Origin of the sequence: Microbacterium sp. RURRCA19A (assembly GCF_900156455.1) — a bacterium.
GTDB lineage: Bacteria > Actinomycetota > Actinomycetes > Actinomycetales > Microbacteriaceae > Microbacterium.
This window is the reverse complement of sequence record NZ_FTNQ01000002.1, coordinates 916,362-929,661: the sequence shown is the minus strand read 5'-3', so window position 1 is coordinate 929,661 and position 13,300 is coordinate 916,362. Positions and strand designations below refer to the sequence as shown.

Genomic DNA, 13,300 nt, shown 5'->3' with positions numbered 1-13,300 from the left:
CCACGACGGCGGCCGCGAACGCGACGGCCGCGATCCGGGAGACCCGTCGCCCCGCGGTCGCGCCCATGATCGCGGCGACACCACCGGCGAGCGTGAGCGCACCGAACCCGCCGACCATCCACGCCGACCACCACGCCGGAGCCGTCGCTTCATTGACGGTGGACACGACCAGGACGGCGACGGCGGCGGAGGCGAGGATCGACACCGCCACCCCGAGCAGCAGCGCCCGCCGCGTCGCCTCGACGGCGGACTCGACGCGCGGCTCAGTCACGGCGCGGCACCGGGAGGAACCCGTCCTCGATGCCCCGGCGGTAGAGGTCGACCTTGTTCGGGGCCGGACGGCCGAGCCGCTGGTAGACACCCTTGATCCGCCGAAGGTGGTCGTTCACGGTGTTCTCGCTCACCCACAGGGCCGCGGCGACCTCGCGGGCCCCCATGCCGGAGGCGTAGAGCGACAGCACCTCACGCTCGCGCTCGGTCAGAGGTGCGGCGGTGAGTCCCGGGTCGGAGTCGAGCGCGGACGCCCACTCGGTCGTCGGCACGTGGTGCCCGTCGGCGGCCTCGAGGATCGCGGCGAGCAGATCGTTCCCCGGGAGCGACTTCCGCGCGATCCCCAGGGCGGCGGTACGGGAGGCCTCCCGGACGAGGAAGGGGTTCTCGGCCGAGGTGAGCACGAGGACGTGCGTTCCCCATCGGCGCAGAGCCTCGACGTTGTCCTGCGGAGTACTGCCGTCGCGCAGGCTGAGGTCGAGCAGGACGAGGTCCGCGTCGCGGACGTGCCGCGTCATGGCGGGGACGGTCTGCTCGTGACGGGTGAAGGCGAGCTGCGCGGAGCCGTCGAGGAGGTTGCGCAGGGCGAGGCCGACCAAGTCGTGGTCATCGACGAGTGCGACGCGTTTCACCGGCCCTCCCGGTCAGACTTTATCCATCCTGCGCACCCGCCGGTGACACATGACGCAATCGGACACCGACCGTCGTCACCAGGACGCCGCCCACGAGCAGCACTCCCCCGATCACTTCGGCGGGCGCCGGGATCTGGCCGAGCAGGAGGGCCGCCGAGACCATGGCGACCACCGGCGCGAGGAGCACCCAGGGGACGACCGCCGCGGACGGATTGCGCGCCAGCAGGCCGTTGAAGATCGCGTAGCCGGCGAGTGTGCAGAGGCCTGCGGTGTACAGCGTCGACAGCGCGGCCGACCAGCCGAACGACGCGAGGCCGGCGGTGATCGCAGACGGCCCCTCGACGGCGAACGCGAGCACCAGCGCCGGAACCGGCACCACGAGCGCCGACCACACCGTGAGCGACAGGGCGCCGAGGCGGCCGCGCCCCGCGACGACCCCCGCCCGCCGAGAGATGACGTTGCCGACGGCCCACGACAGCGCCGCGGCGAGCGCGAGCACCACGGCGAGGGCGGGCGCATTCCCCCCGCGGCCGAGGGCGACGGCGGCGAGGCCCGCGACCCCGATCGCGACGCCCGCCGTCTGACCGGGCGTCGGCCGCTCGCGGAGCACGCCGGCGGCGATCACGACGGTGAACACCGCCTGCGCCTGCAGCAGCAGTGCCGCGAGACCCGGCTGGAGACCGAGCGCGAGCGAGGTGTACAGCAGCCCGAACTGCCCGAGGCTCATGAACAGCCCGACGCCCACGATCGTGCTCCAGGATGCCACCGGCCGGGGCACCACGACGGCGAACGCCGCGACGACGGCGAAGCGGATCGCGACGAACAGCAGCGGCGGGATGCCCGGCATCCCCCAGTCGATGACGAGGAAGTTGAAGCCCCAGGCGGAGGCCACCGCGGCGGCCAGGATCATGTCACGACGACTCACGGGTTCAGTCCAGCGCGTCCGCCGATGAAGCACCAGCGAATGTTTCTTCACGAAAAGCAGTAGCTTTGCTTCATGATCGATCTGGAGGCCGTCCGCTCCCTGCGGACCGTCGCCCGCGAGGGCAGCGTGTCCGCGGCCGCCGCCGTGCTCGGCTTCACCCCGTCGGCGGTCTCGCAGCAGATCAAGCGCCTCGAGCGCGAGACGGGGGTCGCTCTGCTCGAACGCGTGGGGCGGGGGGTCGCGCTGACCGACGCGGGCACGCAGCTCGTCGTCGGCTCGACGCCGATCCTCGCCGAGCTGGAGCGGCTCCGCTCCGACCTGCAGGCGAGCGCGCCGGATGACGGATCCGTCAGCGGGGAGGTCCGCATCGCCGCCTTCTCGACCGTGGTGCGGGGGCTCCTCGCACCGCTGCTCGTCGACCTGGCCCGGACGCACCCCGACCTGCGGCTCCTCGTGCGCGAAAGCGAACCGTGGGAGACCGTCGCGCTCATCGCGTCCGGCCAACGCGACCTCGGCATCGCCCACCAATGGGGCGGGGTGGCCCTCGCGATCCCCGACAACATCGTCGTGACCCCGCTGTTCACCGACGTCGCCGACATCGTGCTGCACCGCGACCACCCGCTCGCCGACCGTCACGTCCTGCACCCGCGCGACCTCGCCGATCAGGCATGGGTCGCGACCTTCGAGACGACGATCTGCCGACAGTGGCTGCGCCGCCTGTTCGACGGCATCGGCAACGCGCCCCGGGTCGTGTACGAATCGATGGAGTTCGAGAACCATCTCGAACTGGCGCGCACCGGTGCGGTCGTCGCTCTCGTCCCGCGACTCGGACGCGCGCCCCTCGGCCCCGATCTCGTCGCGATCCCGACCGTCGACCCCGCCTCCACCCGCGACGTCGTCGCCGTCCACCGACGTTCGCAGGCCGATTCCCCCGCGCTGCGCGCGACACTCTCCGCTCTGCGCGAGCGCGGCGCGGCGCTCGAAGGGGCTCGCTGACCTGCGGCATCCCCCGGTCTGGGCACATTCGCGGCATCCCTTGCGCCGGCGCGTGTGCACGACGGCCGCGCAGCGGGCAGACTGTCCGCATGAGCAGTCGCGCAGGACAGCCCGCCGAGGCGTCCGATCTCATCGACATCGACGAACTGATCGCCGCCTACTACGACCGCAAACCGGATGCCACGGTTCCCGAGCAGCGCGTCGCCTTCGGCACCAGCGGCCACCGGGGATCCTCGCTGAGCACGAGTTTCAACGAGGACCACATCCTCGCCACCACCCAGGCGATCGTCGACTACCGCGCGGCGCAGGGCATCGCCGGCCCGCTGTTCCTCGGGCGCGACACCCACGGGCTGTCGCTGCCCGCAGAGCGCAGCGCCATCGAGGTGCTCGTCGCGAACGGCGTGGACGTGCGCGTCGACTCGCGCGACTCGTGGGTGCCGACCCCCGCCCTCAGCCACGCGATCCTCACCTACAACCGTGGCCGCGACGCCTCCGACGCGGGCCGCGCCGACGGCATCGTCGTCACCCCGTCGCACAACCCGCCCCGCGACGGCGGCTTCAAGTACAACCCGCCGCACGGCGGCCCCGCCGACACCGACGCGACGGGCTGGATCGCCGACCGCGCCAACGAGCTCATCGCCGCGGGCCTGGACGGCGTGAAGCGCACCCGCCACGCCGACATCGACCTCGACGGCCTCGGGCAGTACGACTTCCGTGACGCGTACGTGCGGGATCTGGCATCCATCATCGACGTGGATGCCATCAAGAACGCGGGCGTCCGCATCGGCGCCGACCCGCTGGGCGGTGCCTCGGTGGAGTACTGGGCGCTCATCGCCGAGGTGTACGGCCTCGACCTCACCGTCGTGAACCCCGAGGTCGACCCGACGTGGAAGTTCATGACGCTGGACTGGGACGAGAAGATCCGCATGGATCCCTCGTCGCCGTCGGCCATGGCCTCGCTCGTGGCCGCGCGCGCCGACTACGACATCCTCACCGGCAACGACGCGGACGCCGACCGGCACGGCATCGTCACCCCCGACGCGGGGTTGATGAACCCCAACCACTACCTCGCCGTCGCGATCGACTACCTCTTCTCGCACCGCCAGGGATGGCCGACGGATGCCGCGGTGGGCAAGACGCTCGTCTCGTCGATGATCATCGACCGCGTGGCATCCGCTCTCGGCAAGACGCTGCTCGAAGTGCCCGTGGGCTTCAAGTGGTTCGTCCCGGGGCTGCTCGACGGCTCGGTCGCGTTCGGCGGCGAAGAGTCCGCGGGTGCCTCGTTCCTCCGCAAGGACGGCACCGTCTGGACCACCGACAAGGACGGCATCCTGCTGTGCCTGCTCGCGGCCGAGATCCTCGCCGTCACCGGCAAGACGCCGTCGCAGCGGTACGCCGAACTCGAGGCCGAGTTCGGCGCCTCGGCCTACCAGCGCGTCGACGCCCCCGCCACGCCCGCGCAGAAGGCGACGCTGTCGAAGCTCTCGCCGGATGCCGTGACCGCCACCGAGCTCGCGGGCGAGCCGATCGTCGCGAAGCTGTCGCACGCGCCGGGCAACGGCGCCGCGATCGGCGGCCTCAAGGTGCAGACCGAGTCCGCATGGTTCGCCGCCCGCCCCTCCGGCACCGAAGACGTCTACAAGCTGTACGCCGAGTCGCTCCGCGGCGAGGAGCACCTGCGCGCGGTGCAGGAAGAGGCGCGGGCCGTGGTCTCGGCCGCGCTCGGCGGCGCCTGACGCCCTGGTTTCGCGATAAACGCGATTCCCGACGAGACACGGCACGCCGCGTCGTTTCTCGCCGGGATCAGCGTTTATCGGTGGAGGGGCGGCGGGATGCCACGGCCTGCGGCACCGCGGGACGCGGCGACACCACGGGACGCGGCGCATCGCAGCCGAGACACACGAAGGCCCCGACGTTCCGGAGAACGCCGGGGCCTCGTGGCATCCAGGATCAGGCGAGGGTCGCGGCGTCGATCACGAAGCGGTAGCGCACGTCGCTCTTCAGCACCCGCTCGTAGGCCTCGTTGATCTGCTCGGCGGAGATGACCTCGACCTCGGGCGCGATGCCCTTCTCGGCGCAGAAGTCGAGCATCTCCTGGGTCTCGCGGATGCCGCCGATCGACGACCCGGCGAACGAACGGCGGTTGGTGAACAGCGTGAACACCTGGATCGGGAGCGGCTCCGGCGGGGCGCCGACGTTGACCATCGTGCCGTTGAGCGTCAGCAGCCCGAGGTACTTCTTCAGCTCGAGCGGTGCGCTGACGGTGTTGACGATGAGGTCGAAGGTGTTCTTCAGCGCGGTGAAGGTCTCGTCGTCCTTCGTGGCGTAGTAGTGGTCGGCGCCCATCGCGAGGCCGTCGTCCTTCTTGCTCAGCGTCTGCGACAGCACCGTGACCTCGGCGCCCATCGCGTGCGCGATCTTCACGGCCATGTGACCGAGACCGCCGAGGCCCACGACCGCGACCTTCTTGCCGGGGCCGGCGTTCCAGTGGTTCAGCGGCGAGTAGGTGGTGATGCCGGCGCACAGCAGCGGCGCGGCCTTCTCGTACGGGATCGACTCGGGCACGCGGAGCACGAAGTCCTGGTCGACGACGATCTTCTGCGAGTAGCCGCCCTGGGTGACCGTGCCGTCGCGGTCGATGGCGGCGTAGGTGCCGGTGTTGCCGTTGAGGCAGTACTGCTCCTCGCCGGCGAGGCAGTTCTCGCACTCACGGCACGAGTTGACCATGCAGCCCACGCCGACCCGGTCGCCGATCTTGTGCTTCGTGACGTCGGCGCCGACCTCGGCGACCGTGCCGACGATCTCGTGGCCGACGGTGAGCGGGTAGGGCACCTCGCCCCACTCGCCGCGGATGGTGTGGATGTCGGAGTGGCAGATGCCGGCGTAGGCGATGTCGATGAGGACATCCTTCGGGCCCACGTCACGACGCTCGATCGTCGTGGGCTCGAGGGGGGAGGTCGCGGACGACGCCGCGTAGGCGTTGACGTGCATGGGGCTCCTCGGGGAGGGGAATCGAACTCGTCCATCTTTCCGCGCCGGCGGGCGGGAGAGGGCGGGGTTGCACGGATGTGCGTTTCGGATACGGGATGCCACGGGCGCCCACGCGCGAGTCCCGCGCGAACGACGCGGCCGCGCCGACGCCCGGGGGCGATCGACGCGGCCGCGTGATCCGGTGGGGTCAGCCCTCGGTGGAGCCGGCTCCCCGGCGACGGCGCCACAGCACCAGACCGCCCAGGAGGAGGAGCAGACCGGCTCCGGCCGCCAGCACGGCGATGCCCTCCGACTGCAGACCCGTCACGGCGAGATCGCCCGCCGTCGTGCTCGTGGACGAGCCGTTCGAGCCCGACCCGGCCGACGAGCCCGCACCGGTGTCACCGTTGCCCGAGCCGTTGCCCGTCCCGGAACCGCCACCGTTGCCGTTGCCGTTGCCGTTGCCCGACCCGTCGCCGCCCCCGGTGCCCGGGTCGACCGGCGCCGCTGCCGGGACGATGGCCGCGGAGCGCGCGGATCCGGACGTGAAGCCCTCGGCGGACGCCGTGACCTCGACCGAGATCTCCCGCCCCTCGTCGGCGGCGGTCAGCGCATAGGCGTCCGCCGTGGCATCCGGGATCGGCGAACCGTCGCGAAGCCACACGAACGCCAGCGCGGCGTCGGCGGGATCGGTGACGGCCGTCGCCCGCACCGTCGAACCGACGCGCGGCTCGCCCGCGAGGGTCGGCGTCTCGATGCCGACCGCGCGCTCGACCGTCACCGTGTAGGTCTGCTCGGTGCCGTCGGGAGCCGTGACCCGGACGGAGCCCGCGTCACCGGCGGCGCGCGCCGTCTCGGACCCGGCACCCGGCTGGGTGATCCGGACCGCGGCATCCTCGTCGACGGCGAGGGCGTGTAGTTCGGGCCAGGCGGACCCCGTCGACGAGACGGTGTAGTCGAAGACCTTCGGGTCGAAGCCCTCGACGGGCTGGTCGCCGACCGTCAGACGTGCCAGATCGGCGATGCCCGCGGGCGATGCCGAAGCCGCGTAGATCGACACCTCGGACACGATCATGTGCGTCTGCGACCGGGCGTTCATCACGACCCGCACCTCGTCGGCGGCACCCGTCACGGGCACCTCGACCAGGGGAGCACCGCTGGACGGGGTCGGCACGGTGATGAGGTCGCCCTGCACCCACTCGCCGCCGCTCAGTCGGTGATCGACGCGCATCGTCGCCGGCCAGCTCATGCTGCTGCCGTCCTTGTAGAACTGGACGGCGACGCGCGTGAGGGTCTCGCGCTTCGCGAGCGCGTAGCTCAGAGTGTCCTGGTCGTTCTTGGTGCCGCCTCGCCAGTTCGACCATCCCTTGTCGGTCGCGATGCCGTTGATGGTGTTGCTGGCGGGGTAGCCCGACTCGGTGTAGGTCGCCGAGGGAGCGCTCTGCGGGGCGACGTTGTTCTCGGTCGCGGCCGTGACGATGACCGTCAGCTTCGCGTCGAGACGCTCACCGGTGGGACCCGTGGCGACGCCCGCGACAGTCACCGTTCCCGGCGAGGAGAAGGCGGCATCCGTCAGGTCGCCCCACGTCCACTCCACCGGCACCCGGTACCCGCCGCCCGACGGCGTCAGCTCGGCCGGGACGTCGCGGTCGGCGAGGCCCTTCACGACATCGAGGGCGCTGCCCACCGGAACCGTCACCGAGACCGGTCGCGTCGCCGTGAAGGCACCGACCTCGACGGTCGCCGTGGCCTCGAACTCCGTACCGAAGAGGTCGGTGCCCGTACCGCGCACCTGCACGGTGCCGGGTCGCGACCAGTCGGCCCCGTCGAGCTGCCAGGTGACGTCAGCGGCACGGAGCGTGTTGCCGGCGTACCGGACCACGGCTCGAGACGGCAGCTGCGGGGCGACGTCGACCGCGGTCGCCACCGAAACGGGCTCGGTGCCCAGGATGCGCGTCGTCGCGATGCGCCACTGCTGGTTGCCCCCGCCGTTGGACGTCCACAGCCCCACGGTCGCGCCGGGAGTCGTGCTGGCCTGGTTCACATCGAGGACGCGCTCGGCGGCGACGTTCAGCAGCGAGTAGTACTCACCGTCCGTGGTCGAGGCCATCCACTGCGTCGCGGGGTCGCCCGCGGCCGCGGTCGGATCGGCGTCGACGAGAGCGGTGCCCCCGTTGCTGGATGCCAGGAACTTGCCCGCCCCGTTCTGGAGCGTGAAGCGGTGGCGGTTGGTGCCCTCGCCGTCGATCGTGCGCACGGTCCAGGTCTGCGCCCGGGCGGCGTCGGCCGTCGTGGCGGTGGCACGGATCGCCAGACCCGACGAGGCGTCGAGCGCGAGGCCGCTCTGCAGGCCCGTGAGCTGCACCGACTCGCCGTCACGGAACGCTGCAGCGTCCTGCGAGACGCCCGACACGCCGTCGATCACGAACGTCGTGACCGACTTCGCCGGGACGGTGACGGTGGCGGTCCGGGATGCCGCGTCCACGGCCACCTTCGCACCCTCCTTCAGGGCGTTGACCGTCGGCTGGTCGACCGTCGACTGGGTGGTCACGATGGGGGTGACCGTGGCCCCGGGTGCGATCGTCCCGAAGTCGCTCAGGTCGATCTGCACCGTCTTGGCGGAGTCGTCGCCGTTCACGTGCACGATCGTCGCGCCCTGACCGTCGGCGTCGACGGCCGCGGTGGACTGCGCGTTGTCGGTGGCCATGAGGCGGTCGCCCGGGTGGATGTAGTGCGTGAAGTTCCGGACGGTGTTGTACTTCTCGTTCGTCAGCACCTTGCAGGAGGGGTCGGCCTCACCGTCGGCGATGCGCCGCAGCGACTTGCCCTCGGCGTTGCAGTCGAAGTCGATGTAGACACTGCCCCAGTTGAGGTTCTCGACCTTCTGCATGTTGTAGAGGTCTTCGACGGGCTGCCAGAACACCCAGGCGGTCGGCTCGAGCTCGCGGAGGTCGCCCACGATGTGCTCGGCCATTCCGATGCCGTTGTTGATGTCGTTGGTCGTGAAGCCGCCGGCCGTCCAGTTGCCCTCGACCTCGCTCATCCACAGGGGCTTGTCGGCGGCCTTGGCGATGTCGCGGACGACCTGGCGTCCGCTGGTGCCGTAGGTGTGCACGTTGAGCTGGTCGACGAGGCTCTTGGACTGCGCCGACCAGGTGTTCCAGTTCGAGGCGAAGATCCCGGGGTTCGTCTCGTCCATCGCCGAGATCACGGCATCCGTCGTCGTCCCCGGCTGCGCGAGGCGGGCCGCGAGCGCCTTGACCATGGCATCCTGCGCCTGCGGGCCGATGTGCGCACCCTCCTGGCGTCCGCCGGTCGGCCACTGCGCCCCGTTCGGGATCTGGGTCTGCCAGTAGTTCGTGTTCGGCTCGTTGAACGGGTCGATCGTGTCGAACTTCACGCCGTGCTGCTTCTCGAGCTCGTCGACGACATTCACGAGGTAGCCCGCGAACTTGTCCATGTCGGCGGGGGCGAGCTGCTCGCTCGTGGCGTTGTTGATGCCGCCGGAGACGTAGCCGCTCTGAGTGAGGAAGTAGGGCGGCGAGTTGCTGAACGCCTCCCAGTGGGTGATCTTGCCCTTGAGCGCATCGATCCACCACCGCTGGGCGGAGTCGGCGTCGAAGTCATAGGCGTTCGGGTCGTCGGGGTTCCACGCGGCCTTGTACCGCGCACGGTCGGCGTAGTTCGAGGTGATGGCGCCCTGGTCGTCGCTCGCCTGCAGGTCGGGGTTCCAGAATCCGGGCACCGCGCCCCCGGGACGCAGGTAGTCCGGCACGTCCGACGCATTGCCGCCGCCGATGTTGTACCTGGCGATGTTGAGGTTCAGGCCGTCCTCGCCGAACACCGCGTCGTAGAGCTTCTGGCGCACGTCGGCGGGATAGTTGCCGGTGGCGTTGGCGAACCACACGAGGCTCGTTCCCCACCCCTCGAACGGGTCGGCCGCGGTCGCGGGGTTGGGGGTGATGCGCACCGTCGCGTTCGGCGCTGCCACCGCCGCCGCGGGGGCCGCGGTCGCGGCGAGTCCACCGGCCGCCAGGGCGACCGCGCAGGTCATCGACAGCAGTCGAGCTGACTTCATCGTCATTCCGATCCGGCCGCAGCGTCGCGGCCCTTGAGGAGGGGAGATGTTGACGTCAACATGTTGACGTCAACATCGAACTTAGCGGAGCCCGGGGTCGCGATACAACCGCTGCTCCGGCCAGGCATCCCGCGCGGTCGTCCTGCGCGGGGCTGCGTCGCGCGCGCCCCGCGGCATCCCGGGCCCCGCGCCGCACCGAATCCGCGCGCCCGGCGGAGGAGATTCGGCGAAGGGAGGACGGATGCCGCCGATCCGGCCCTCCGCCCGCCGCATCCCCTCCGCTCAGCAGCCGCCCGAGCGCACACCGCCCCTCGCGCACGCACGCGGGAGCCGCGCACGTCGAGCGCGCAGACGGGAGCCGTCAGGCGCGCGGGCCGGAGCTCTCGCGCACCACGAGGGAGGTGGGCACGAGAGTGCGCGTGTGCTCGCTGCCCGAGCCTTCGATGTCGGCGATCAGAGCGCTCATCGCCTCTTCGCCGACACGCTCGAACCGCTGGCTCACAGTCGTCAGAGGAGGCCAGAAGTTCGCCGACTCGGGCATGTCGTCGAAGCCGACGACGCTGATCTCACCGGGCACGGCGCGCCCGGCCTCGTGCAGCGCGCGGATCACCCCGAGGGCCATCTGGTCGTTGGCCGCGAAGACCGCCGTCACCGCCGGGTCGCGTGCGAGCTCCGCGCCGATGCGGTGCCCCGACTCGGCCGTCCAGTCACCGATCTGCACCGGCGGCACGCGGCATCCGCGTTCCTCGAGGGCGGCGCGCCAAGCGTCGCGCCGACGCTCGGCCGCGAAGGACTCCGGCGGGCCCGACACGTGCCACACGGTCTCGTGGCCGAGGTCGAGCAGGTGCTCCGTGGCCAGGCGCGCGCCCTGCGCCTGGTCGTTGTCGACGACCGCGTACGGGTAGTCGGCGCTCGAGTCGACGACGACGACCGGCAGCCCGGAGGGGATGGAGAGTTCGTTCTCACCGAGGCGGTGCGTCTCGATGAGGATCACGATCCCGTCGACGGCGTGCTCGTGGAGTCGAAGGAACGCCCCCGACACGTCGGACTGCGAGGCGGACTGCACCGTGATGAGCGTGATGGAGTACCCGGATGCCGCAGCCACCGACGCCAGCGCGTCGAGCGTGCGCGTGTTGCCGTAGGAGCTCAGCGAGAACATGATCACGCCGATGCTGCGGAAGCGCCCGGATCGCAGGGCCCGTGCGGCACTGTTCGGCCGGTAGCCCAGGGAGGCCATCGCATCGAGCACGCGCTGCCGCGTGTCAGGATCGACGTTGGAGCGATCGTTCGCCACGCGCGACACGGTCTGCCCCGAGACCCCCGCCGCCGCAGCGACATCGGCCATCGAGACTTCCCGTCGTCGCCCGCGACCCCCCGCCGCGGTCGACACCGTCGTCGTCTCGCTCACGTCTGCCTCCTCGGATGTTGACGTTGACATGCTAGCGGGACGGGAGTTATGTTTACGTCAACATCGCGGCAACCCGTCCGCGTTGCGCACCAATGAAGAGGCATCCGGACGATGACGACCACCGCGGCACCCCCGCCCGCTCTGCGCCCCCCGCGCCGTAAGCGACGCGCCCGTATCGACGACCGCGGCTGGCTGTTCGTCGCCCCCTTCGCCATCGTCTTCGCGCTGGTCTTCCTCGCGCCCCTGGCGTACTCGCTCTACCTGAGCGTCTTCCGCGATCAGCTGGTCGGCGGCAACGCGTTCGTCGGCTTCGCCAACTACATCGCCGTCTTCGGCGACGGGAAGTTCTGGGACGGCCTCGGCCGCGTCTCGCTGTTCCTCGTCGTGCAGGTGCCCGTCATGCTCCTGCTGGCGCTCGCCGCCGCGCTCGCGATCGACAGCGCCAGGCTCCACGCCGCCGGCTTCTACCGCATCGTGATCTTCCTCCCCTACGCCGTTCCGGCCGTGGTGGCGGTGCTCATGTGGGGGTACATCTACGGCGACCAGTTCGGCCTCACCCGCAACCTCAACGACCTGCTCGGCGGCTCGTTCATCCAGCCCTTCGTGCCCGAGTGGATGCTGGTCTCGATCGGCAACATCGTCACCTGGCAGTTCGTCGGCTACAACATGCTGATCTTCTACTCGTCGCTGAAGACCATCCCGGGCGAGCTGTACGAAGCGGCATCCATCGACGGAGCCGGAGCCTGGCGCACGATCTTCTCGATCAAGATCCCCGCCGTGCGCGGCGCGGTCGTCATCGCCACGATCTTCTCGATCATCGGCAGCTTCCAGCTGTTCAACGAGCCCAACATCCTCAAGCCCCTGGCGCCGAACACCATCACCACGTTCTTCACGCCGAACATGTACGCCTACAACCTGTCGTTCGCGGGCCAGCAGTACAACTACGCGGCCACGGTCGCGATCATCATGGGCGTCATCACCGCCGTCATCGCTTACGTCGTGCAGCTGCGCGGCTCTCGTCAGGAGGCGCGATGACCACCGCGACCGCACCCCGCACCGACACCGTGGCCGTGACCACCTCCCGTTCGCGCTCGCGCCGCGGCTTCGCCCGCACGTCGCCCACGCAGAGCAAGAAGTCGATCGTCCTCAGCATCGTCATGGCGCTGTACCTCCTGTACACGCTCGTGCCGCTGTTCTGGCTCGTCATCAACGCGACCAAGACCCAGCCCGACCTCTTCTCGACGTTCGGCCTCTGGTTCGGGGACAGCTTCGCCCTGGGCGACAACATCGCCCAGACGCTGACCTACCGCGACGGCATCTTCCTGCGCTGGCTCGGCAACACCCTGCTCTACGTCGTCGTCGGCGCCGGTGGGGCGACGCTGCTGGCGACCCTCGCCGGCTACGGTCTCGCCAAGTACAACTTCCGGGGTCGCAAGGCCGTCTTCGCGGTCGTGCTCGGCGCGATCGCGGTGCCCGGCACGGCGCTCGCCGTCCCGACCTTCCTGCTCTTCAGCCAGCTCGGCCTCACGAACACCCCCTGGGCGATCATCATCCCGTCGCTCATCAGCCCGTTCGGTCTGTATCTCATCTGGGTGTACGCGACGGATGCCATCCCCACCGAGCTGCTGGAGGCCGCGCGCATGGACGGCGCGGGCGAGTTCCGCACGTTCTTCACGATCTCGATCCGGCTGCTGACGCCCGGCATCGTCACGGTGCTGCTGTTCGCGGTCGTCGCGACCTGGAACAACTACTTCCTCCCGCTCATCATGCTCAGCGACCCGGCCTGGTACCCGCTGACCGTCGGTCTCAACCAGTGGAACGCGCAGGCCACCGGCGTCGGCGCCCAGCCGATCTACAACCTCGTGATCACCGGCGCTCTGCTCTCGATCATCCCGATCGTCGCCGCGTTCCTCGTCCTGCAGCGCTTCTGGCAGTCCGGCCTCAGCGCCGGAAGCGTCAAGCAGTGACCCAAGATCTCCTCCCGAAACCGGAGCGTCCTGCCCCGGAACCACGCAACACCA

General features: G+C 70.4%; 9 protein-coding genes. 4 read left to right on the top strand and 5 right to left on the bottom strand.

Annotation, left to right across the window (positions count from 1 at the left end; all coding sequences use genetic code 11):
* Positions 1–263: 263 nt before the first annotated feature.
* Entirely contained in the window at positions 264–902 is a 639-nt protein-coding gene (locus tag BW982_RS12235; protein ID WP_076493518.1) for a LuxR C-terminal-related transcriptional regulator, read from the bottom strand.
* Between the two features lie 19 nt (positions 903–921).
* Positions 922–1,827 (bottom strand): EamA family transporter, encoded by a 906-nt coding sequence (locus BW982_RS12230; RefSeq protein ID WP_076493516.1) that lies wholly within the window; start codon positions 1,825–1,827, stop codon positions 922–924.
* 72 nt (positions 1,828–1,899) lie between these two features.
* On the opposite strand from BW982_RS12230, the gene BW982_RS12225 reads away from it, so the two are divergent.
* Positions 1,900–2,823 carry a LysR family transcriptional regulator gene (locus BW982_RS12225; RefSeq protein ID WP_076493514.1) on the top strand — a complete coding sequence of 308 codons (924 nt, stop codon included), beginning with the start codon at positions 1,900–1,902 and terminating at the stop codon, positions 2,821–2,823.
* A gap of 89 nt (positions 2,824–2,912) precedes the next feature.
* Complete coding sequence (gene pgm / locus BW982_RS12220; RefSeq protein WP_076493512.1) at positions 2,913–4,559, top strand: phosphoglucomutase (alpha-D-glucose-1,6-bisphosphate-dependent); 1,647 nt, start codon at positions 2,913–2,915, stop codon at positions 4,557–4,559.
* Between the two features lie 214 nt (positions 4,560–4,773).
* Here pgm and BW982_RS12215 read toward each other — a convergent pair whose 3' ends face one another.
* The 3 genes from BW982_RS12215 to BW982_RS12205 all read right to left on the bottom strand — a co-directional run bounded on the left by BW982_RS12215 (position 4,774) and on the right by BW982_RS12205 (position 11,216).
* Complete coding sequence (locus tag BW982_RS12215; protein ID WP_076493510.1) at positions 4,774–5,814, bottom strand: NAD(P)-dependent alcohol dehydrogenase; 1,041 nt, start codon at positions 5,812–5,814, stop codon at positions 4,774–4,776.
* Between the two features lie 187 nt (positions 5,815–6,001).
* Positions 6,002–9,871 carry an RICIN domain-containing protein gene (locus tag BW982_RS12210; protein WP_083696683.1) on the bottom strand — a complete coding sequence of 1,290 codons (3,870 nt, stop codon included), beginning with the start codon at positions 9,869–9,871 and terminating at the stop codon, positions 6,002–6,004.
* Positions 9,872–10,232: 361 nt separating this feature from the next.
* Positions 10,233–11,216 (bottom strand): LacI family DNA-binding transcriptional regulator, encoded by a 984-nt coding sequence (locus tag BW982_RS12205; RefSeq protein WP_139327441.1) that lies wholly within the window; start codon positions 11,214–11,216, stop codon positions 10,233–10,235.
* 174 nt (positions 11,217–11,390) lie between these two features.
* On the opposite strand from BW982_RS12205, the gene BW982_RS12200 reads away from it, so the two are divergent.
* Together BW982_RS12200 and BW982_RS12195 are read left to right on the top strand one after the other, a co-directional pair.
* Positions 11,391–12,314: a carbohydrate ABC transporter permease gene (locus tag BW982_RS12200; protein ID WP_076493505.1), complete on the top strand. Its 924-nt coding sequence runs from the start codon at positions 11,391–11,393 to the stop codon at positions 12,312–12,314.
* A 122-nt stretch (positions 12,315–12,436) separates the two neighbouring features.
* Positions 12,437–13,246, top strand: coding sequence for a carbohydrate ABC transporter permease (locus BW982_RS12195; RefSeq protein ID WP_076493767.1), 810 nt, complete (start codon positions 12,437–12,439; stop codon positions 13,244–13,246).
* Positions 13,247–13,300 lie beyond the last annotated feature (54 nt).